The organism is Bradyrhizobium sp. P3_C3 (genome assembly GCF_056402655.1).
This window is the reverse complement of the sequence record NZ_JBFUGY010000004.1, coordinates 14,510-37,278: the sequence shown is the minus strand read 5'-3', so window position 1 is coordinate 37,278 and position 22,769 is coordinate 14,510. Positions and strand designations below refer to the sequence as shown.

At 65.8% G+C, this 22,769-nt stretch carries 18 protein-coding genes; 12 read left to right on the top strand and 6 right to left on the bottom strand.

The genetic code is table 11. The annotated features are described in order from the left end of the window. The first annotated feature begins 146 nt into the window (after positions 1–146). Positions 147–701: a hypothetical protein gene (locus tag AC1DW2_RS06335; RefSeq protein WP_187387932.1), complete on the top strand. Its 555-nt coding sequence runs from the start codon at positions 147–149 to the stop codon at positions 699–701. A gap of 59 nt (positions 702–760) precedes the next feature. On the opposite strand, the gene AC1DW2_RS06330 is transcribed toward AC1DW2_RS06335, so the two are convergent. After that, positions 761–1,339, bottom strand: coding sequence for a TetR family transcriptional regulator (locus tag AC1DW2_RS06330; protein WP_477005469.1), 579 nt, complete (start codon positions 1,337–1,339; stop codon positions 761–763). Positions 1,340–1,482: 143 nt separating this feature from the next. On the opposite strand from AC1DW2_RS06330, the gene AC1DW2_RS06325 reads away from it, so the two are divergent. From AC1DW2_RS06325 to AC1DW2_RS06275, 11 genes are all read left to right on the top strand, one after another. Then, entirely contained in the window at positions 1,483–2,928 is a 1,446-nt protein-coding gene (locus tag AC1DW2_RS06325; protein ID WP_477005468.1) for an MATE family efflux transporter, read from the top strand. A 421-nt stretch (positions 2,929–3,349) separates the two neighbouring features. After that, positions 3,350–4,144: a MetQ/NlpA family ABC transporter substrate-binding protein gene (locus tag AC1DW2_RS06320; protein WP_028153283.1), complete on the top strand. Its 795-nt coding sequence runs from the start codon at positions 3,350–3,352 to the stop codon at positions 4,142–4,144. A gap of 124 nt (positions 4,145–4,268) precedes the next feature. After that, positions 4,269–5,303, top strand: coding sequence for a putative FMN-dependent luciferase-like monooxygenase (locus AC1DW2_RS06315; protein WP_477005467.1), 1,035 nt, complete (start codon positions 4,269–4,271; stop codon positions 5,301–5,303). A 37-nt stretch (positions 5,304–5,340) separates the two neighbouring features. Continuing rightward, entirely contained in the window at positions 5,341–5,964 is a 624-nt protein-coding gene (locus AC1DW2_RS06310; RefSeq protein ID WP_477005466.1) for a CMD domain protein, read from the top strand. Positions 5,965–5,976: 12 nt separating this feature from the next. Next, a complete protein-coding gene (locus AC1DW2_RS06305; protein ID WP_477005465.1) occupies positions 5,977–6,561 on the top strand; it encodes an alkylhydroperoxidase domain protein in 585 nt (194 codons plus the stop codon). 55 nt (positions 6,562–6,616) lie between these two features. Next, a complete protein-coding gene (locus AC1DW2_RS06300; RefSeq protein WP_063981251.1) occupies positions 6,617–7,774 on the top strand; it encodes an ABC transporter substrate-binding protein in 1,158 nt (385 codons plus the stop codon). 56 nt (positions 7,775–7,830) lie between these two features. After that, positions 7,831–9,654 carry an ABC transporter permease gene (locus AC1DW2_RS06295; protein WP_477005464.1) on the top strand — a complete coding sequence of 608 codons (1,824 nt, stop codon included), beginning with the start codon at positions 7,831–7,833 and terminating at the stop codon, positions 9,652–9,654. Then, positions 9,654–10,502, top strand: a complete 849-nt coding sequence (locus AC1DW2_RS06290) for an ABC transporter ATP-binding protein (RefSeq protein WP_166102797.1) — start codon at positions 9,654–9,656, stop codon at positions 10,500–10,502. The genes AC1DW2_RS06295 and AC1DW2_RS06290 overlap by 1 nt, the downstream gene beginning before the upstream one ends. Continuing rightward, entirely contained in the window at positions 10,499–11,239 is a 741-nt protein-coding gene (locus AC1DW2_RS06285; protein ID WP_063981254.1) for an ABC transporter ATP-binding protein, read from the top strand. The genes AC1DW2_RS06290 and AC1DW2_RS06285 overlap by 4 nt, the downstream gene beginning before the upstream one ends. 252 nt (positions 11,240–11,491) lie before the next feature. Beyond that, positions 11,492–12,565 (top strand): HoxN/HupN/NixA family nickel/cobalt transporter, encoded by a 1,074-nt coding sequence (locus tag AC1DW2_RS06280; RefSeq protein ID WP_477005463.1) that lies wholly within the window; start codon positions 11,492–11,494, stop codon positions 12,563–12,565. Beyond that, positions 12,546–14,861 carry a TonB-dependent receptor gene (locus AC1DW2_RS06275; protein WP_477005462.1) on the top strand — a complete coding sequence of 772 codons (2,316 nt, stop codon included), beginning with the start codon at positions 12,546–12,548 and terminating at the stop codon, positions 14,859–14,861. Before AC1DW2_RS06280 ends, AC1DW2_RS06275 begins: the two co-directional genes overlap by 20 nt. 6 nt (positions 14,862–14,867) lie before the next feature. Here AC1DW2_RS06275 and AC1DW2_RS06270 read toward each other — a convergent pair whose 3' ends face one another. The 5 genes from AC1DW2_RS06270 to fliI form a co-directional block, all read right to left on the bottom strand. After that, positions 14,868–16,379, bottom strand: coding sequence for a helicase HerA domain-containing protein (locus AC1DW2_RS06270; protein WP_477005461.1), 1,512 nt, complete (start codon positions 16,377–16,379; stop codon positions 14,868–14,870). 105 nt (positions 16,380–16,484) lie between these two features. Next, entirely contained in the window at positions 16,485–17,303 is an 819-nt protein-coding gene (locus tag AC1DW2_RS06265; RefSeq protein ID WP_063981257.1) for a YkgJ family cysteine cluster protein, read from the bottom strand. Between the two features lie 242 nt (positions 17,304–17,545). After that, entirely contained in the window at positions 17,546–18,610 is a 1,065-nt protein-coding gene (locus tag AC1DW2_RS06260) for a ketopantoate reductase family protein (protein ID WP_477005460.1), read from the bottom strand. A gap of 1,322 nt (positions 18,611–19,932) precedes the next feature. Next, positions 19,933–20,568 carry a MarR family winged helix-turn-helix transcriptional regulator gene (locus AC1DW2_RS06255; protein WP_063981291.1) on the bottom strand — a complete coding sequence of 212 codons (636 nt, stop codon included), beginning with the start codon at positions 20,566–20,568 and terminating at the stop codon, positions 19,933–19,935. Between the two features lie 852 nt (positions 20,569–21,420). Beyond that, complete coding sequence (gene fliI / locus AC1DW2_RS06250) at positions 21,421–22,746, bottom strand: flagellar protein export ATPase FliI (RefSeq protein WP_063981292.1); 1,326 nt, start codon at positions 22,744–22,746, stop codon at positions 21,421–21,423. Positions 22,747–22,769: the final 23 nt, after the last annotated feature.

Genomic DNA, 22,769 nt, shown 5'->3' with positions numbered 1-22,769 from the left:
ATGGGCAGCTTCTGCCGGGACATTGTTGCCGGCGTGAAGGGGATGCCGGCCGGATTTCGCGATAAGCCCTTGATGGCAATGAGGCTCTCATCTGGCATGCGCATTGCACGCAAAGCGTGCGTTCGCAATGACAGTGGAGTACGGGTATGAGCGTCAGCAGCATGAGCAGCATCGGTGGAAGCGCGGCGGGGTCGCCTTCATCCACCAGCCAGTCGAAATCAGCGGGTTCACAAGACGGCGCCTCGATGTTCTCGTCTCTGCTGGAGAGCGGCACGCCCTACGACGAGGTCAAGGTGAGCCTGCCGAACGGTATGTCGATCGGCATCGTCCATTTCGGTGGCGGCGGCTTCGACAGCAGCGCGCTCAAGTCCATCGAGGATTTCGTGCAGAAGCTCGCGAGCCAGCAGATATCAGGTGATCCGGCGTCCAGCGCCGACCAGGCGCAGAACGGCGACACGCCCGACGCCGTCGGGATCGACAAGGTCCATGTCGATCTTCCGAACGGAATCTCGTTCGAGGTGCTGCATTCCTCCGGCGGCCACGCCACGGACAGCGACGCCGTCCTGAAGGAGCTCACCGAGGCCGCCGAAGAACTCGCCGAATCGCTGTCGCACTATTCGCCGGCCTCGGCCGCGGCTTCCGCTTATGCCTCGCAAGCAAGTTCGTCCGGTCGCAGCAGCCAGCTCGACGCGAGGAGCTGAGCAACACGCAGGACGCCCCGGGGCTAAGATGATCCGGTGCGAACGGACGGGCGAATGCACTAGCGCCCCTTCGCAAGCGCCAGCGCAGCATCTACCGCGTTTTCGAGAATCTCCTCCGACAATTGCCTGTCGCTCACCGCGCGCGACAATTGCAGCGCGCCGACCATGGTGGCGTAGGCCGCGATGGCGCGGCGGCGCCGCTCCGCCGGGGTGCCCTCAGGCATTTGCGCTGCCATCAGCGCGAGGATGTCGGACATCTTGCCGGTGAAGGCCTCGCGCGTCGCCTTCGGATGCCGCGCGATCTCGGAGACGAGGGCCGCGGTCGGGCAACCGGTCGCCGCGCGATCGCGATGCTTGGGCGAGAGATAATCGCGGATCACGGTCTCGAGCGCGACGCCGTTTTCGAGATTGTCCTTGTGTCGCTGCTCGCGCCGCTCCAGCGCGTCGAGCAATACCGCGCGCACCAGATCCTCCTTGGAGGCGAAGTGCGTGTAGAAGGCGCCGTTGGTCAGGCCCGCTTCCGCCATGATGCCGGCGAGGCCGACGGCGGCGATGCCGCTCTCCCGGAACTGCGATGATGCGACATCGAGAATGTGCCGCCGCGTCGTGTCCCTGTGTCCCTTGTCATAGCGCGCCAATTCCGCCTCCTGCGAACTCGCCGCCCCCTATGCCACAAAATCGTGAGGTCTGCCCTATTGAATTACGGTCATAATAATACATTATAAACATAATGCAATGGGCGGCCGACCGGGCGGTCCGAGGGAACCACAGGATCGAACCCATGTCCGTCGAGGATGTAGCCGCGCCGGCCTTGTCTGCCGCGCCATTCGTGGCCCACGCCACGGCGCCGCTTCGCCAGGCGGCTCTGCCGGCCCCAAGCGCCGCTGAGCAAAGACGCGCCGCGCTCCTGACCGCGCCGATCTTGCCCACGCTGCTCAAGCTCGCGCTGCCGACCGTGACCGTCCTCGTCGCGCAGACCGCGGTCAACATCGCGGAGGCCTATTATGTCGGCTATCTCGGCACCGATGCGCTCGCCGGCGCCGCGCTGGTGTTCCCGATCTTCATGCTGATGACCATGATGTCGAACGGCGGGTTCGGCTCCGGCGTTGCGTCCTCGGTGGCGCGCGCGGTTGGAGCCGGCCGCCGGGCCGATGCCGAGGCGGCGCTGTTTCATGCCGTGGTGCTCGCGATCATTGCCGGCGGCGTGTTCACGCTCGGCGTCGTCCTCGGTGGTCCGCATCTCTATCGTGCCCTCGGCGGCACCGACGGTGCGCTTAGCGCTGCCACCACCTATTCCAACTATCTGTTCGCCGGCGCCATTCCGGTGTGGATCGTCAACCTCCAGGCTGCCGCGCTGCGCGGCGCCGGCAACGTCAAAGTGCCGGCCCTGGTGACGCTGGTCGGCGCCATCGTGACCATTCCGGTCTCGCCGGCACTGATCTTCGGGTTCGGGCCGATCCCGCGGCTCGGCATCGGCGGCGCCGGCATAGCCTTCGGCCTCTATTACGGCGCGGCGATGCTGTTCCTGCTGCGCTACATGTCGACGGGCGCGACTGGCCTGAAGCTGCACATCGTGCCGTTGCGCGCAAAAATCTTCGGCGACATGCTGAAGGTCGGCATCCCCACCGCGTTCAACGCGGTGCTGACCAACCTCACCGTCATCCTCGTCACCGGTGCGGTCGGGCTGTTCGGCACCTCCGCGCTCGCCGGCTACGGCATTGCCTCGCGGCTGGACTACATCATGATCCCGCTGCTGTTCGGGATCAGCACGGCGACGCTGACCATGGTCGGCGTCAATATGGGCGCGGGCCAGACCGCGCGGGCACGAAAGATCGGCTGGATCAGCGGTGTGGTCGGCATGATCATGACCGGCGCGATCGGCTTGCTGGTTGCGATCTTCCCGACAGCCTGGCTGCACCTCTTCAGCCATGATGCGGACGTCATCAGCGAGGGCATGACCTATTTGCGCATCGTCGCGCCGGCCTATGCCGCGCTCGGCTTCGGTTTTGTCAGTTCGTTCGCGGTGCAAGGCACCGGCCGAGCGATGGGGCCGCTCGCTTCGTCCTTCGTGCGCATCCTGATCGCGGCTGGCGGCGGCTGGATCGCGGTGGCGAGCTTTGGCGCGGGCATGGCGGGTCTCGCCACCATGGTCACGCTGTCGCTCGCCGCCTATGCCGCGATCTGTGTCCTGATCATGCTGTCACCGTGGACTTGGCGGACCGAGTAAACAGGCTCACTGGATGCCGGCAACGCCGACAGCCAGCGCCGACAGCAGCAGCAGATTGCTCAGCAACTTGACCGGCGACGCGTTGATCAGCTTCATCGTTAGCGCGACGCTGGAATTGAACGGCACGCCCTGGAGCAGGGGATAGAGGCTTCGAGGCCGTTCCGGTTGGCGAGCTTGGGGCGGCGAGGGCGGTCATGGCCGAACTCCTTGCTGATCTCGCCGCCAATCTCGCATCCGGAGTGACACTTTGCCGTGATGCCCATCACGCTTGCGCAACGCGCCCAATGACCTGCGAATTCGTTTCCTATTTTGCGTCGAATGGAGAACGAGAGTCCGCCACCGGTAGTCAATATGGATTTTCATTTCATTGATTTCGCCTCACGGAGAAGCGAATACGGTTCCACTGATTGCCGCCCGCGTGATGGAGACCAAGATGTCGTTTCGCCTCCCCCTGATCCTCGCAACCGCGCTTGCCGCCTGGTCGGCCGCAGCAACCGCCGAGACCATCAAGATCGGTGTGACGCCGGGCCCGCATGCGCAGATCTTCGAGGCGGTGAAGCCGATCGCCGCCAAGCAGGGCCTCGACATCCAGCTGATCGAGTTCTCCGACTACGTCGTGCCGAATGCCGCGCTCGATGCCGGTGAGATCCAGGCCAATTCGTTCCAGAACCAGCCTTATCTCGACAACCAGAAGGCCGATCGCGGCTACAAGATCGAATCCGTCGGGCTGACCGTGAACTTCCCGATCGGCGTCTATTCGAAGAAGCACAAGGCCTTCGCCGACATCCCTGAAGGCGGCAAGGTCTCGATCCCGAACGATCCGACCAATGGCGGCCGCGTGCTGCTGCTGCTGCGCGACAAGGGCGTGATCAAGCTGAAGGACGGCACGGGCTTCAAGCCGACGGTGCTCGACGTCACCGAGAATCCCAAGAAGCTGAAATTCATCGAGGTCGATGCGGCGCAGGCGCCGCGCGCGCTTGACGATGTCGATGCCGCCGCGATCAACACCAATTATGCAACCCAGGCGGGCCTTGATCCCGTCAAGGATCCGATCCTGCGCGAGGACCCGAAGGGACCCTACGTCAACCTGATCGCGGTACGTGCCGCCGACAAGGACAAGCCCTGGGTCAAGATCCTCGTCGACAGCTATCACACGCCCGAGGTGAAGGAGTTCGTCCTGACCAAGTTCAAGGGCGCGGTGCTGCCGAGCTGGTAGGCAATCTGCCTAGCCAAGGTCCAGCGCGGGGGGCGATCCGGCGGGCAGCCTTGCGCAATGCCCGCTTGTCTGGAGCTGCGGCAACCGACATCATCGGGGCCCATCCTCGCCCGACAGGGGTCGTATGAAACGCTTTGCAAACCTGAAACGACTGGGGTTCTTCACGCGGCTCCTCGATGAAGCCCCGCCAGCGGAGCGCTATTGCTTCGCCGCCGAGCAGATCGTGCGCGCAGAGAAAGTGGGCCTCGATTCCGCGTGGATCGCGCAGCATCATTTTCACGAACGCGAGGGCGGCCTGCCGTCGCCCTTCACCTTCCTCGGTTACGTCGCGGCGCAAACCTCGCGCATCCGTCTCGGCACCGGCATCATCACGCTGCCGCTGGAGAACGCGGTGCGGGTGGCGGAAGACGCCGCCGTGCTCGATCTCCTCTGCAACGGCCGCTTCGAGCTCGGCGTCGGCACCGGCGGCAATCCGTCGGCCTTTGCCGCCTTCGGCCTCGACAGCGCCCAGCGCAACGAGATCTTTGCCCGCAATCTGGACGTGGTCCGCACCGCCCTGGTCGGCAAGCCGCTCACCGGCGGCGATACGCTGTATCCGCAGCGGCCCCAATTGGACAAGCGGATCTGGCAGGCGACGTTCTCGGTCGCCGGTGGAGCGCGCGCGGGCAAGGCCGGCGATGGCCTGCTGCTGTCGCGCACCCAGCCCCGGACCAAGGAGGCGCCGAAGGCCACGCTCGCCGAGATCCAGAATCCCGTCATCGATGCCTATCTCGAAGCGCTGCCGCCGGGATGCGAGCCTCGGATCATGGCCTCGCGCAGCGTCTTCGTCGCCGACGACCGGACTGAAGCGATGCGCCTTGCCGATATCGGGCTGCGGCGCGCGCTGCCGCAGTTCCTCAAGGGCGGTCATGCCAGGCCGGGCGAGACGCTGGAGGAGATGATCATCGCATTCGACACCCATGTCGGTGCGGCCGACGACGTCATCGCCTCGCTCCGCGCCGATGCCACGCTGGAGCGGGTGACCGACCTCGTCTTCCAGGCGCATTCGGTGGACGCGCCGCATCCTCATATCCTGCGCTCGATCGAGCTTGTCGCGGAGAAGGTCGCGCCGGCACTGGGCTGGGCCCGGACGGCGGCTGACGTGGCTCTGGCGGGCTGATCGGAGCGAACATGATCGCGTTGCACGAGGCTGAATGATGGCTATGAAAGATATCATCGACACGCTTGCCGGGATCGAACCGGGCACGGCTCTGGATGGCATTCGCGGACGCCGCCTGCAGGCGCGCGAGAATGCGCAGAAGAGCTATCTCTCGCTGTTCGAGCCGATCGACGCCGGCGATTTTTCGCTTGTCGAGCGCGCCGCAGTCGCGCTCTTCGTGATCGGCCTTCACCGCGAGCCCACCATGGCCGCCTTCTACCGGGCGAAGCTCGCGGCGACCGCCGATGGTGCGCGCCTGGCCAAGGCGATCGAGGTCGAAATCGGGCGCGGCGAGACGTCAGGCCCGTACGGTGCGTATCCGGCCGGACCGCTGTCAGTCGAGAACACGGCCGGCCTGATCTATCGCGTGAGCGCGGAGGGCAGGTCCGTCCTTGGCGCCAGGCTCGCCGCGGCGCTGGAGCATGCGCATCTGCTGGTGTTCCGCCCGCGCGATGCCGCGTCCGCCGATATGAAGGCGCTGCTGGCCGCCGGCTGGTCCGACACCGGCATCGTCACTTTCTCTCAGCTCGTCGCGTTCCTGTCGTTCCAGGTGCGCATCGTCACGGGCCTGCGCGTGCTCGGCGCCTCGCTGGGCACCGCAAGCGCTGCGGCCGGCGCGTAAGGAGACTGCATCATGAGCGCTGCAAACAACGTCAATCCGCCCATCGTCTTCACCCAGGACGAGCTCGGCTGGGTCTCGTGGATCGACCCGCTGCCCGAGGCCGAATTGACCGAGCGGCATTTCGCGGGCCTGGTCGATCGCTCCCGTGCCAAGTCCGAATACTTCCGCCTTCTCGTGCGTGATCCCGAGGTGCTCGAAGCCCGCACCAAGACCGACAAGGACATCTTCTACAACGTCGCCGACGGCCTGCCGCGCGCCGAGCGTGAGCTCGCAGCGGCTGCGACCTCGCGCTACAACGGCTGCATCTACTGCGCTTCGGTGCATGCGCGTTTCGCCAGCACCTATTCCAAGCGCCGCGACGACGTGCAGCGCCTGCTCGACGAAGGCGTCAAGGCCGACCTTGGCGAGCGCTGGAATGCCGTGGTCAAGGCCTCGGTCGCGCTGGCGGCGACGCCGATTGCGTTCGGCCCTGAGAATATCGCGGAGCTGCGCCGCGCCGGCCTCGACGATGCCGAGATCGTCGACGTCATCAACGGCGCCTCGTTCTTCAACTGGGCGAACCGGCTGATGCTGTCACTCGGTGAGCCCTCGAAATAGGCGATCTCACCGGCACAAGAATTGCTGCTTGTTTCAACACTGGATGGAGCCGTGCATGAGCAACATCGATCGTCGTACCCTGGTCAAGGGCTCGCTCGCCGCCATGATGGCGGGAGCGGCCGGTTCGCGCGGCGCCTTTGCGCAATCCTCCGAGCCGATCCTGCTCGGCGTCAGCGGCCCCCTGACCGGGCCGAACGCGCAATATGGCACGCAGTGGAAGCAGGGCTTCGATCTCGCGCTCGACGAGATCCAGGCCGCTGGCGGCATCAACGGCCGCAAGCTCACCTACAATTTCGAGGACAGCCAGAGCGATCCGCGCCAGTCGGTGGCGATCGCGCAGAAATTCGTCTCCGATCCCCGCATAGTCCTTGAGCTCGGCGACTTCTCCAGCCCGGCCTCGATGGCGGCCTCGCCGATCTATCAGCGTGCGGGCCTGGTGCAGTTCGGCTTCACCAATTCGCATCCTGACTTCACCAAGGGCGGCGACTTCATGTGGAGCACCTCGGTCAGCCAGGCCGACGAGCAGCCGCTGTTGGCGTCCTATGCCGTGAAGCGCCTTGGCCTGAAGAAGCTTGCAGTGCTGCACCTCAACACCGATTGGGGCCGCACCAGCCGCGACTATTTCGTCAATGCTGCCAAGGAATACGGCGCGGAGATCGCGGTCACCGAGGGCTATATTGCCGAGGAGCGCGACTTCCGCTCTACCCTGGTGCGCGTCCGCGACGCCAACCCAGATGGCTTGATCCTGATCTCCTACTACTCCGACGGCGCGCTGATCGCGCGTCAGGCGCGACAGGTCGGGCTCAAGCAGGTGATCTGCGCGGCAAGCTCGGTCTACTCGCCGAAATTCCTGGAACTGGGCGGCGAGGCCGTCGAAGAGGTCCATGTCGGCACGCGCTACTTCCCGGAAGACCCGCGGCCCGAGGTGCAAAAGTTCATCGCCGGCTTCAAGAAGAAGTACAACGGTCTGGAGCCCGACGCCTTCAACGCCTACGCCTATGATGCGATGAATATGGCAGCTGCCGTGGTGAAGATCGGCGGCACCGACCGCAAGGCGGTCCGTGACGCCTTCACCAAGGTCAAGGATGTGCCCAGCGTCATCTTCGGCGCCGCAACGTTCGACGTCGCGACCCGCCGCGTCAAGGGCGCCATGAATGCCGAACTCGTCGTACGCAAGGGCCAGTTCGCGCTCTGGGACGGCAAGCCGACCTGACCTGATGGCCGGAGCGGGGGCTCCGGCCGCTTTCCTCTCTACGCGGTGGTACCAGCGTGTCTTCCTGGCTCGACTACACGATCAACGGGCTGATCGTCGGCAATGTCTACGCCCTCGTTGCGGTCGGGCTCGCGCTGATCTTCGGCGTCAGCCGGCTGATCAACTTTGCCCAGGGCTCGATCTATCTCGTCGGCGCCTATATCGGCTGGGTCGCGGTGGTGCAGCTGCATACGCCGCTGCCGCTCACCATCATCGTGGTCGCGGTGGCGGCCGCGATCGTCGGACTGATCATCGAACGGTTCGGCCTGCGTCCGCTCCAGAATTCGGTACGCATCGCGCCGCTGCTCGCGACCATCGGCATCAGCTTCGTGCTCGATCAGCTGGTGATGCTGACCTTCTCGCCCAATCCGCGCGCGCTGCCGAGCCAGCTGCCTGACGTGCGCTTCCAGGTCGGCGGCGGCACGATCGGACCGCTTGATCTGCTGATCGCCGGCGTCGGCCTCACCAGCGCGCTGCTGCTGTTCGTGTTCCTGCGCTACAGCAAGCTCGGCTGGGCGGTGCGCGCGACCGCGCAGGACCGCGATGCCGCGATGCAGATGGGCGTCGACGTCAACCGGGTCAATCAGGCCGTGTTCGGCATTGCGGCTGCGCTCGGCGGCGTCTCCGGCCTGCTGGTCGGCATGTACTACAACCAGATCGACACCGCGATGAGCCTGCAGGCAACGCTCAAGGGCGTCGTTGCGGAGGTGGTCGGGGGTGCCGGCAACGTGCCGGGCGCCGTGATCGGCAGCTTGTTGCTCGGGCTGGTCGAGAGCTACGGCGTCGCCGTGTTCGGCACCAGCTACCGCAATCTGTTCGCGTTCCTGCTGCTGGTCATCGTGCTCGTGCTTCGCCCGAACGGCCTGTTCGCCAGCGCGCGACAGGCGCCACCCGAGCCGCTCACCGGCACTTTCATCGCGCCGAGCCGCCCGGTGCGGATTCCGCGTTGGGCGCTGCTGGTCGCCGCCGGCGTGTTCGCGACCTTGCCGTTCTTCCCGGTGTCGTTCTACGTGCTGCAGACCCTGATCAACGCCTGGCTGCTCGGCATGCTCGCGCTCAGCCTGACGCTGGTTGCGGGCACGGTGGGGCAGGTCTCGCTCGGACATGCCGCGCTGCTCGCGATCGGCGCCTACACCTCCGCGCTGCTGTCGCTGACCCTCAACGTCCCCGTCGGCCTCTCCATCATCGCCGGTGGCCTGATGAGTGCCGCGCTCGGCACGGCATTGATCTCGCCGTCGTTCCGCCTGCGCGGGCATTACGTGTCGATCGCGACGCTCGCCATCGGCGAGATCGTGTCGCTGGTGATTTTGAACTGGGAGAGCGTCACGCGCGGCCCGATCGGCATCTCCGGCATTCCGCCGCTGTCGCTGTTTGGCTACGATCTGGTCAGCCCGACCTCGATCTACTGGTTCAGCTTCATCGTGATGGTCGTGCTGGCGCTGCTGCAGGGGCGGCTGCTCGGCTCGCATCTCGGCCGCAGTTTTCGCGCTATCAGAGACGACGACATCGCCGCGCGCGCCTATGGCCTCAGCCTGAACCGCTACAAGTCGCTGGCCTTCATCTTCGGCGGCTTTGCCGCCGGCGTCAGCGGCGGCATCGCCGCCCATCTCTATTCCTACATCAACCACGAGACCTTCAACACGCAGCAATCCATCCTGGCGCTGACGGTCGTGATCCTGGGCGGTCTCGGCAACGTGGTCGGCGCCATCGTCGGAGCGGTCGCGCTGGTCGGCTTGCCGGAGGTGTTCCGGATCGCGGCGGAGTATCGCATCCTGATCTACGGCATCGTGCTGCTGCTGCTCGTGCGGTTCAGGCCGCAGGGCCTGTTGGGAACGATATGATGGCAGAGCAGCACACGCCCATGCTGTCCCTGCGCGGGCTGACGCGCCGCTTTGGCGGCCTGACCGCAGTGGATGCCATCGACCTCGATCTCGCCAGGGGTGAGCTCATCAGCATCATCGGCCCGAACGGGGCCGGCAAGACGACGCTGTTCAACCTCGTGACCGGGCTCGATCGGCCCGATGCCGGCCATGTCCACTTCGAAGGGCAGGACATCACGGGTCTGTCGCCGGAGCGGCTCGCGGCTGGAGGCATCGCGCGCACCTTCCAGCTCGGCCGCGTCTTCGGCAATCTCAGCGTCATGGACAACGTCCTGATCGGCGCGCACACGCGGCTGCGCGCGGTGAAGCCCGCGGTGCCAGTGATCGGCCCGCTGCTGGAATTGGGACTGGCGCTGTTGCGTCCGGCCAGCGTTAGAGACGAAGAGGAACGACTGCGCGAGGAGATGAAGGCCATTCTCGCACGCTTCGGCGAGCGGTTGCTGCCGCGGATCGACCAGCCGGCCTATAGCCTGTCCTATGCCAACCGCCGCCGCGTCGAGATCGCGCGCGCGCTTGCGCTGAAGCCGCGCCTGTTGCTGCTCGACGAGCCGACCGCCGGCATGAACCCGACCGAGACCGCGGAGATGCAGGGCCTCGTCGCCGAGCTGAAGGCCGAGGGGCTGACCATCCTCCTGATCGAGCACAAGCTGGAGATGGTGATGCGCCTCTCCGACCGCGTCATCGTCATGGACGAAGGCAAGAAGATTGCGGAAGGGCCGGGCGAAGTGGTGCGTGGCGATCCCAAGGTGATCGAGGCCTATCTCGGCCATGGCCTGTCGGAGACGCCGGAGCGGGAGAGCGTGGTATGACGACTGGCGCATCCGAGCCGCTGCTGGCGCTGTCCAACGTCAACACCTTCTACGGCCAGGCCCAGGTGCATTTCGACCTGTCGATCACGGTCGGCCGCGGCCATATCGTCTGCCTGCTCGGCGGCAATGCCAGCGGCAAGTCGACGACGATGAAGATCATCTTGGGCCTGGTGAAACCACGCTCGGGTGACGTGACCTTCGACGGCGCCTCGCTGCTCGGGCTGACCACGCCGCAGATTGTCCGTCGTGGTATCGCCTCTGTGCCAGAGGCGCGGCGGTTGTTCGCGGACATGAGCGTTCGCGAAAACATCCTGATGGGCGCCTTCGTGCGCAACGACCGCGATGCGGTGGCGCAGGATCTCGACAAGATGCTGACGCTGTTCCCGAAACTTGGGCAGCGGCTGTCGCAGCGTGCCGGTTCGCTCTCCGGCGGCGAGCAGCAGATGGTCGCAATGGCGCGCGCGCTGATGAGCCGTCCGAGGATGATCGTGATGGACGAGCCGACCATGGGCCTGTCGCCGCTCTATGTCGACCGCGTGCTGGAGTTGATCCGCACCATCAACCAGGAAGGTGTGTCGGTCTTCATGGTCGAGCAGAACGCCAGCCTCGCGCTCGAGATCGCGCACGAGGCCTATGTGCTCCAGACCGGCAAGATCGTGCTCTCAGGCCCGGCGCGGGCGCTGAAGGACGACCCCCGCATCCGCGATGCCTATCTTGGTGGCTCCGAGGCCGCGTAGCTTGACCTCGGCCTGATGGTTCGCCCGGCGATGCCGAGCATCGTCCGGACGCCCGCTGCGCGGGCTCCTCACCATGAGGGTCTGCTCGCACGTGGCCGCGAATCCAGGCCTCATCCTGAGGAGCCCGCGCAGCGGGCGTCTCGAAGGATGGTTACAAGCATTCCTGCAAAGCGGCCCCCTGGAATTGCATTGGTTAGTGTGATCATTCTATGAAAAGATCATACCGTTGCCGCGAAGGGGCGTGCGAACGGAATGATTGTCGTGACGAAATGGTCCCTACGAGCGGTGGAGCCCGCCACCGTGCTGCTGTTCGGCGGGCTCATCGCCGCCAACGTCGCCGCATGGGCCTGGGCCTTCGCGGCGTTCGGTGACCGGCCGACGGTGATGGCGACCGCGCTGCTGGCCTGGGTGTTTGGCCTCCGCCATGCCGTCGACGCCGACCACATCGCCGCCATCGACAATGTCGTGCGCAAGCTGATGCATGCGGGCGAGACGCCGCGCAGCGTCGGCCTCTATTTCGCCCTCGGCCATTCCACCGTGGTCGTGGTCGCGACCATGCTGCTGGCACTCGGCGTGGTGAGCCTCGGCGGCGACAGCCTGCTCAGGGATATCGGCGGCGTCATCGGCACATCGGTGTCGGCGCTGTTTCTGCTCGTGATCGCGGCCATCAATCTCGCCATCTTCGTCGGCCTGTGGCGGACGTTTCGCATCGCGCGCGCGCAGGGCGTCCACGACGCCGCGCAGCTCGATGCGCTGCTGGCGAACCGTGGATTCCTGGCGCGCCTGCTCGGCCCGATGTTCCGCCTGGTGACAAAGCCCTGGCACATGCTCCCGCTCGGCTTCCTGTTCGGGCTCGGCTTCGACACCGCGACCGAGATCGGCCTGCTCAGCATCTCCGCGACCGAAGCCGCGCGCGGTGCTTCTCTCGCCGACGTCATGGTCTTTCCCGCGCTGTTCGCGTCGGGCATGGCGCTGGTCGACACCGCCGACTCGGCGCTGATGGTCAGCGCCTATCGCTGGGCCTTCGTCGATCCCCTGCGAAAGCTCTGGTACAACCTCACCATCACCGGCGCCTCCGTCGCGGTGGCGCTGTTGATCGGCGGCATCGAAGCGCTCGGCCTGATCGCCGACCGGCTTGGTCTAAGCGGCGGCGTGTGGACGCTGGTCGACGGCCTCAACGAGTCGCTCGCCAATGTCGGCTTCGCCGTGATCGCGCTGTTTGCGATCACCTGGCTCGTTTCGGTCGTGCTCTATCGCCGCATGTTTGCGGGCGCCGCGTCCCGCGCGAATGTACTTCGGGGCGCCGATGCGACCGAGGCGGCCTGAGTCTGGCCGTCGTCGCGGAGCGTTGACGGCATTTTCGGCCATCATGCTTCTCGCGGATGACAGCAGCGCCTTCGCGCAGAGCAGCGGCGCCGCGCGTGAACTGCCGCCGATCGAGGTCTCCGGCGGCGAGACGAAGCCTCACAAGAGACTGCCCGCATCGCGGCGAGCCAGCAAGCCGGTCCCGGCCAATCGCGGTCACGTGCCTCAGCCGACGCAGGCTCCGGCCTCGGACGCCCGCAGCGTCGCCTCCGGCGCAAAGGGCCCGCCAGGCATGGCGAGCGAGATCACCGTTTCCGGCGATGAGATCAACGCGCGCCCTTTCATGCGGCCGGGTGAGGCGCTCGAAGTCGTGCCGGGGTTGATCGTGACCCAGCATTCCGGTGAAGGCAAAGCCAACCAGTATTTTCTGCGCGGCTACAATCTCGACCACGGCACCGATCTCGCCATCTATGTCGATGACGTCCCCGTCAACATGCGCACCCACGCGCATGGCCAGGGCTATGCCGATCTCAACTGGCTGATCCCGGAAACCATCAGCGCGATGGATGTGCGCAAGGGGCCGTACTTCGCCGACGAGAGCGATTTCGCCTCTGTCGGAAGCGTGCGCATCGGCCTGATCGACCGTACCGAAAAGGGCCTCGCGCAGGTCACCGCCGGCAGCTTTGGCTATCGCCGCCTGCTCGGCATGGACTCCGCGAAAGTCGGTGACGGTTCGCTGCTCGTCGCGGGCGAGCTCGGCACCTACAACGGCCCCTGGGATAATCCGGACAATGTGCGCAAGCTCAACGGTCTCGTCCGCTACAGCCGGGGCACCGCGACCGATGGCATCTCCGTCACCGGCATGGCCTACGCGAACAAATGGAATTCGACCGACCAGGTGCCGCAGCGCGCGATCACCGGCGGTTTTATCGACCGCTTTGGCTCGGAAGATCCGAGTGACGGCGGCAACACCAACCGCTTTGCGCTCTCCGGCCGCATCGCGCAGAGCGATGATGTCGGGTCGTGGAAGGCCAACGCCTATGTCGTGAAGAGCCAGCTCGACCTCTTCAACAACTTCACCTATTTCCTCAGCGATCCCGTGCTCGGCGACCAGTTCCACCAGCACGACGACCGTTTGATGGCGGGCGCCAACATCTCGCGCACGCTGAACGGCTCGTTCGCCGGACTGCCGATGCAGACCACGATCGGCCTGCAATCGCGCTATGATTCGATCGATCTGGCGCTGAGCAACACGTTCCAGCGCGGCTTCCTCTCCAGCATTCGGAGCGACAAGGTCGGTGAGGGCAGCGTCGGCGTCTTCGCCGAGAACACCGTGCGCTGGACCGATTGGCTCAGGACCACAGTCGGCCTGCGCGGCGATTACTATGCGGCCGACGTCACCTCGCTGTTTAATGCCAACAATTCCGGCCGCACTGACGCCGCGCTCGGCAGCCCGAAATTCCGCATGGTGCTCGGCCCGTTCAACCAGACCGAATTCTTCCTCGGTGCCGGCACCGGCATGCACTCGAACGACGCGCGCGGCGCGACCACGACGGAAGATCCGAGCGACCCCGCCACGCGACTGACGCCGTCGCCGCTGCTGGTCCGCACAAAGGGCGCGGAGGTTGGCGTCCGCAGCAAGATCGTTCCCGGCCTCGACACCTCGCTCAGCCTCTTCATCCTCGACCAGGATTCCGAGATCCTGTTCTCCGGCGATGCCGGCGATACCTCGGCGACCCGCGCCAGCCGCCGTTACGGCTTCGAGTGGACCAATCATTACCGCCCGCGGTCGTGGATCGACATCGATGCCGATCTCGCCATGACGCATGCGCGCTTCCGCGGCACTGACAGCGAGCAGGCGGAGGTCTACGCCTCGCTCGCGGGTTATCCCGAGGCGCAGATCGGCAACGCGCCCGGCAACTACATCCCGAACGCGCCGGCGATGGTGGCATCGGCCGGCATCACGCTCGGCGAGAAGACCGGCTGGTTCGGGACTTTGCGCTGGCGCTATCTGGCGTCGAGCCCGCTGACGGAAGACAACGCGTTCCGCTCGTCCGCGACCAGCATCTTCAACGGCCGCCTCGGCTATCGCATCGACAATGGCTGGCGCATCCAGCTCGACGTGCTCAATCTCTTCAACACGCAGGCAAACCAGATCACTTATGCCTACGGTTCGCTGCTCAAGACCGACACGCTCTATAATCTCTGCACCGGCGGCGTCGCGCCGACGGCGGTCTGCCAGAATGGCGTGATGGATTACGTGCTGCACCCGGTCGAGCCGCTGACCTTTCGCCTGACTGTCGCCGGGACGTTCTAGGCGATCTCAAGCCGAGGCCGCGCTCGGAACCGGCTCCGCCGGCAAATCGTCGCCGTTGGGATCGCCCGGCGCGGTGGCCCAGGCCAGCTCCACCAGCGTCACGATCCGGCGGCCGCCGCCGTCGAGCTGGCAGACGATCAGGCCCTGCTCCTCCATATAGCCGAGCAGGCGCTGGGCGCGGCGCAGCGAATGCGAGCCGTAGGCGCGCGCGATCGCGGCATCGCCGGGGCAGGGCCAGCCTTCCTTCGCCGCGCGTGCGATCATCATGAACACGCCCTGCATGTCGTCGGGCAGGATCGAGGCGCGCAGCGACACATCCTGCCAGACATCGTCCTCGGCATGCTCGGCGCCGAGCCCGGCGCGCGCGCGTGTCAGCATGCGGCGGAATTCATTCAGATCAGGCACTGCGGAGCCGAGGCCCTCGATGCGGCAGCGGACCACGAACTCTTGATAGAGCACGCCGACGGCGCGGAAGCCGGCATCGGGCTCGGCGAGCACGGCGCGAAGCGTACGATCGACGCGCTCGCGCCGCTCGGCGAGCTCCTCGGCGCTGATCGGCACCTCGGCCACCTCAGGCCGGATCTCCGGCGCGGCCGCCTTCGCGGCGCGGAGCTGCTCGAGCAGATCAGGCGCGGGCCGGCGTTGCGGGCGGCTGGCATCGGGTGGCGGTGCGGCCAGGATCACGGCGCGCATATCCTCGAGTGCGGCTTTCGGCATCGGCATCAGCCGCGGCGTGGAATTGCGCGCGTGGGTGTCGGTCGGGCCGATATGCAAACGCAGGGGGCGTCGCGACAGCGCCGGGCCGAGCGCCATGAACTGTCCGCGCTCGAGATCGCGAAAGGATTCGGCCTGCCGCCGCTCCATGCCGAGCAGGTCGGCGGCGCGCGCCATGTCGATGTCGAGGAAGGTCCGGCCCATCAGGAAATTGGAGGCTTCCGCCGCAACGTTCTTGGCGAGCTTTGCCAGGCGCTGGGTCGCGATGATGCCGGCGAGGCCACGTTTGCGGCCGCGGCACATCAGATTGGTCATCGCGCCGAGAGAGAGCTTGCGCGCCTCGTCCGAGACCTCGCCGGCGACCGCCGGCGCGAACAGCTGCGCTTCGTCGACCACCACCAGCATCGGGTACCAGTGATCGCGGTCGACGTCGAACAGACCGCCGAGGAACGCCGCGGCACGCCGCATCTGGTTCTCGGCGTCCAGCCCTTCGAGATTGAGCACGGTGGAGACGCGATGCAGCCGCGCCCGCTCGCCGGCGACCTGAAGACCGCGCTCGGTGTGATCCTCGGCCTCGATCACCAGATGGCCGAATTGCTCGGCCAGCGTGACGAAGTCGCCTTCGGGGTCGATGATGGCCTGCTGCACCCAGGGCGCGCTCTGTTCGAGCAGCCGCCGCAACAGATGCGACTTGCCGGAGCCCGAATTGCCCTGCACCAGGAGCCGGGTCGCCAGCAGTTCCTCGAGGTCCATGGCGGCCGCGGCGCCTGCCGTGGTCTGCCCCATCTCGATCGCAACTGTCATGTCCCCGACTCAAGTCCCCATCATTCGCGGACAGGGGCTTATCAACCCGGCCGGGGCGCGTCGAGCGGCACCGTGCGAATCATGCGGTGTTGCCCACGGCGGAGTTCAGGCGTGATTCGATTGCCGTAAAAGTGCGGGCCGATAGGGCGCCTGCGGATCGTCGTCCTCGTTCTCGGGGATCGCACAGGAGCCGAATTCCTGCCGGATACGCTCGATCTCGGCGATGCGCTCGTGCAGCCGCTGCAGATGCTCGGGCGATGTCGCGCGCCAGAACCGGAAGGTGTCGGTGGTGAGCGGCAGGAACGCCGTTCCGAACAGCGTCGGCTCGGGAACGATGGTGCGTCCGAGCAGCAGGAACCGGTTCTCGCCGGAGACCACGAGGGTCGCGTAGCCGCGGTTACCGATCCGCCTGATCCCGTTCAGCGACCATTCGACGAGCTTGCTGAAATAAGGCTCCTCGCGCCAGCGATCGGGGCAGTGGTCGTCGACCGTCACGTTGACCGCGTCCTGGCTGAAATGCACGATGATGCCGGACGTCGCCGGAAACCACGCATCATCGAGATGACCTTGCAGCCAGGCGCAGACGAACGACCGGCACATCTGCGGGCGGCGGTCGTAGATGGTGCACCCGGTTCCCGTCTGCCAGTGTCTGCACAGCTGGTTCACCGGCTTGTCGACGGCGGCCACTTCAAGGATATCGCAGCAGGCGTTGCACGATCCGCACTGCCGGGTCAGCGGCGCCGTTTTCGGCAGGCCGGTCGCGCGAAAACCCTGGCCGTCGCGGACCAGGAGCTTTTGCTTCTCCAGCGTGCTCAGCGCGCGCTCGACCTTGAGGCGGGACAATCCGGTCGCGTCAACGATCCCCTTCATCGTCGTCGCGCCGGCCTCCACCGCGCGAGCGACCTGCAACGCCGTCTGATCCATCGTCTTCTACTTGTTCTTCAGCCCTTCGATCCGGCCATCGCGCTGCCCCGGAACCTGCGGAAATCGGCGCCCGCGTGACGGCTAGCAGTCGCATGTATGCGGGATTTACGCAAACGGACTGCTGAGCAGGATCGCCCGTATTGGGCCAAATTGTAAGCCCATGCTGAGGGGCGATCCGATCTGCATCGACAATTCGATCAGTGCAGGCCGGCGCGACCTATGACGGCAGCGCCGGCACGCTGCTACTGCGCGCCAGATCCGCCCTGCACGATCTTCTCGTTCAGCTTCAGGTCCACGGTCTCGACCGTGCGGTCGATCTCGGCATTGGGGGTGCCGAGCTGATGCGAGATCAGCTTCACCAGCAGGTCGACGCGCTCGATGAAGGGCGCGCCGCTCGCGACCGCGCGCGCGGCCGATGACGGCTTGAGCAGGCTCTCGGCGGCCTTGGCGTATTTCGCGAACGGCACCTGGTCCTGCGGATCGGCGCCGAGACGGCGGGCGATCGCGTCGACATGGTCGTAGATCGTCTGCGAGCGCGCGAGATCGCCGTGCACGGCGTCGCGGATCGACTGCGGCTCGTGCAGCGTGATGCAGCGATAGTTGCCGGTCAGCAGCATCGACCATTTCGCCAGCGGCACGAACAGCGAGTCGAACACTTTCAGCTTCACCGGCACGTCGTGACCGTCGAGCGTCACCGCGTCGATGTCGGCTTCGAGCTCGCGCAGCACCTTGTTGTGCTTCTCGTCGGCGAAGGCCGATGCCTTGAAATTCGTGGGCAGGCCGACATGAAGCACGTTGGCGGCTTCTTCCGGCGGACGGAAGGCCTGCGGGTCGGGCGAGCACAGCGTCATCAGGCCGGGCTCGAAGCGCTCCCACACCTGCGCATTGGTGTAGGCCTCCTCGAGATCCATGTCGGCGAGCGACGGGATCCGCTTCAGGTAGGGCAGCGGCGGCATGTTCATGATCGACAGGCACGGCAGCTTCGCCGCGGCGATCTTGACCATGAGAACGCGGACCGTGTGGTTGGTGTATTGCGGCTCCTGCATCGCCAGGCCGACCATGTCGTAGCGCGAGAGGTCGACATTGCCCGGCGTCACTGCGTCGAGCTTGCCGGGCAGGTCGCGCGAGAAGATCGCCCGGTGCACCGCCTCGTCGCGCAGCTTGATGCGCACCTCGGTACCGTCACGGTTGATCAGCTCGGCGGTCTTGGCGCGGCAGACCAGGGACACGTTATGGCCCGCCATCAGCAGCTTCGTGCCCAGCAGGGAACCGTAGGAAGCCCCGAGAATCAGGATGTTACGCGCCATATTCCGTCCCTTTGAAAATGTGTGTGATTTTTGAGCCCCGGCCGTCATCCGCGGGCGAGTTGCCGGCATGTAAAGCGAAGTCCGCGGGGATGGCAACTGGGATAATGCATACAAGGCGGAAGGCGGACTGCCGGGCGGGCGCGGGTAATCGGTCGCCCGGATGGAGCGCAGCCCGATCCGGGACCGCTCGTCCGGCGCCCACGCCTTTCCCGGATTGCGCGGAGCCTGTCATCGGGCGGCGCTTCGCGTCGACCCGTTGGCTCCATCCGGGCGACGGGGCTCTCGTTGCCCGACGGGCAAAACACCCGAGAGGGCGTCAAGCCGCGCGGGCGAAAATATTCCACTTTACCGAAATTCGGAATTGGCGTATGTGCTGCCCATCCCGGCTCACCAAGAGGGGCGATCTTGTGTCGTCACTGTCGCGAGCCGGGTTGCGGTGGACGCGGCAGCGTCGGGCGCGAGAGGTTTAGGGCAGGGCGGATTGCTCTCCGTGAGCCCAAGACTTCGTGCCGGATGAGCGGCGCTGTCAGGTTCGTCTCGTCTGTTAGTTTCCGGCTCCGTCGACAGGGCTGGAAAAACTGCGGCGAAATGGCGGGCCGTGCGTACGGCAAAACGGTGTGGTCCTGGCCGTCGTTGCTACGGTCAAGTGCTTTGCGGATGCGGCAGTCGCGTCAACCGGCGCGGTGTCGGTGACTTTTGCAAGCGTGAGGGAGGCCAAAGGGAACTCGGCTCCCGGGAGAGCACGGCATAAGCCGTCCAACCATCGCGCAGGGAAGGCCGAGTGATTGGCACCACCTGTATGCTGCTGTGCGGTTTCCTTGCGCTACCTTTCGCGCAGCGGACCGCGGGTGCGAGGTCAGCACCCGGCCTTCCCTGCGCCCTCTTGGCTTCGAGGGTGGAGAGATCAAGCAAAGCTCGGGCGAGATGCGCCGCGAGAGCGCGAAGGCGCGTCTGAAGCACTCGCTGTCATCGCCCGGCTTGACCGGGCGATCCAGCATTCCAGAGACGGCTTGCCGCCTACGCTAAAGCTTCGGCGGCCCTGGACCTCAGCCCCGGCGAAGCCTTGGCGTAGCCGGGTCGCGGGAATGACAGGTACTTGGAAGACGACGCCGATGCCCCATACTCCGTCATTGCTTTGCTGCGCTCGCAACGACGTGGAGGGAGCGTGCGCCGCTATGCTCCCGAGCTTGGTCAGCGCGTCCGGGAGACCGGAGGAAACGAGCCGTGTTTCAAAGAACGATGCCGCTGAGAAACTTTACGCAAGCTCCGGTCGTCGCATCCGCGCGAAACTTGCGCGTTCCATCACGTCGCGAACTCCCGCGTCATCCCTGGCTCGCCATGCGCGCGCGGTCGAGATGCCCCTCGATCTTCGGGCGGTCGCGGGTGCGCTCGAAGCTGGTGCAGAGGAGCTCGGTCTCCTCGAGAGAAACCGGGGCGCGGTACAGCCGGCACATGAATTCGGCGCTCGCGCGTCCCTTGCCCGCGCCGGGACTGCGTTCGGCGAGAAACATGCAGTCGCGGCAGATGCTGGCATCGAGCCGCTGATGGGCCGCGTCGAGATGATTGAGGATCTCGCGCAGCGAGTCGCGCAGCCTGACGCATTCGTCGGTGCCGAGAGACGTGACCGCGTTCACCACGTGATTGATCGGGTCGTGCTGACTCAGGCATTTCTCGCCTTGCGCGGTGACGTGCAGCACGACGGACCGCTTGTCCTCGTGCGACGGCTTTCGCACCAGGAAGGACTTGGCTTCCAGCGTCTTCACGATCTGCGATGCGGTGGCGCGGGTCGCGCCGATGAAGCCGGCCAGCGCGGACGGCGTGCGCGAGAACCTGTTGGCGCGGTGAAGAAAGCGCAGCGCCATCCATTCCCGGTCGCGCAACCCGTGCTGATTGCCTTCGAAATACCAGGCTCTGGCCGCCTGAACCAGCAGCTCGACGGCCTCGCGTGCCAACGGCATAAATTCCTACCTTGCCCCGGATATCACGTCTGCGGCGCCCCGGAGCCGCCTTCCGTCGTTGCGCACCAGTCCTTCGCGAGAAGCCGTACCAACCACAATCGACACATACGCAGGCGCAGGGCCCGCCTCTCGCGCGAAAGCACGGACCGTTCTGCCGCCGATCTCGACAGATGGACCCTGCGAGATACGGCGCGAGAAGCTGTGTCGATGATGGTGTGCCAATCGTGGCGTCGTCGAACGAAAGCCCGAGTTGCCGTCACAGCCGGACGATGGATCGGTATTGTTCAACCGTAGCCCCTGAAGTTCAAGTCACACGCAGACGTTTCTTGTATTCCATCGAAACGATGAATGAGCTTCTCAACAAAATCAAGTAGAGACGCTCCCGAAGACTGGCTGTCGCTCGAAGCGATTGTAACGTTCAAGACAATCTCGTTTGTCAGGACACATCATGGTGATCGCAATACGCAGTGTAACAAGCTACTTGCACGCAAATGTGCGACGGTTTGATTGCACGCCTGCTGCTGTTCGCCGTTGATGCAAATTGATGGAAGCTTGTGCATGACGGTGACGCGCAGCGGCGCGTCATCCACAACTTGTGCGATCCGTCACAGAATCGGCAATGGAACTCGTAGGGATTGCACGCAGCGGTTGTTGTGATAATGACAGCGAGACGGGTTCGCCGGATCGCTTTCGCCTCGGCGGCGCGATCTCCACCGAACGGCCGATGCTAGCGCGCGACGGAAAGCGGCAGTCCGCGACGGGTGCTCATGCGCCGGAGGCGCAGCGGTATGCGTGATCGACTGTCGCGATAATGAGCAGGTCGACGACGACGGGCGCGCCGGCCGCGCCCGGCTAGTCGCCCTTGAGCATGTCTCGCAGCTCGCGGAATGGATCGGCGCTCGGCCCTGCCGAGGCGTCCTGCCGCATGGCGCTGTAGATCTTCGGGACCATGTCGACGGCCTGGTCGAGACCCGAATCGCGCCCCGTCTGATATCCGCCCATCAGGCGAAGATCGCGCGTGTCCTCGTATTTGGCGATCATGGTGCGCAGCTTGCTCACCAATTCGCGCTCCTCGGGGTCCCAGACGTTGTGGGCGAGGCGGGAGACCGAGGCCAGAACGTCGACGGCGGGATAGCGCGCCTGGTCGGCGATGTGCCTGGAGAGCACGATGTGGCCGTCGAGGGTGCTGCGGATGGTGTCGGCGATCGGCTCGTTGTGATCGTCACCGTCGACCAGCACGGAGAAAATGCCGGTAATCGTCCCGGACCCCTCCTCGCCGGGGCCGGCGCGCTCCAGCAGGCGGGGCAGGTCGGTGAAGACCGTCGGTGCGTAACCGCGCGCGACCGCAGGCTCGCCGGCGGCGAGGGCGACCTCGCGGGCGGCATGGGCAAAACGGGTGATCGAATCGACCACCAGCAGGACCGATTCGCCCCGGTCGCGGAAATATTCGGCGACCGCCATGGCGGTCTTCGGCGCCAGCCGCCGCATCATCGGGCTTTCATCTCCCGTCGATACGATGGTGATGGCGCGGCTGCGGTTGGCGCCGAGCACGTCCTCGATGAATTCGCGCACCTCGCGGCCGCGTTCGCCGACGAGCGCCAGCACGACGGTGTCAAAGCCCTGGCTGCGGGCCAGCATCGCCAGCAGCGTCGATTTGCCGACACCGGAGCCGGCAAAGATGCCGACGCGCTGGCCGGCGCAGATCGGGGCGAACAGGTCGATGACGCGCACGCCGGTGTGCAGCGGCTTGTGGACGCGCGCCCGCTTCATGGCCGCCGGCGCCTCGGCTTCCGCCGAGACGGTGCGCGATCCCGGGGTGAGGGGACCTTGTCCGTCGAGCGGCGCGCCGAGCGCGTTGATGACGCGGCCCTTCCAGCTCGGATCGGGCGCGAAGGACAGTGGCGGCATCCGGTAGGCGACCGAGCCGAGGCCGCCGGCGAACTGCCGGTCGAACGGCTTGGCGATGATGCCCTCGCTGTCGATCCGCACCACCTCGCCGATCTGGGGCTTGCCGCCGGAGTTGACGCCGATCAGTTCACCAAGCCTGACGAAGCGCGACAGGCCGGAGACGCGGAAATGCGTCGGAGCGATCTCGGAGATCGCGCCGCTGACGCTGGCCAGGGGAGTGCTCTGCTGAAGCTCCAGCAGCGCCCACTCGAGTTGCCGAAGAGCGTTCAAGGAAACCGTCCACCCTCAATGCG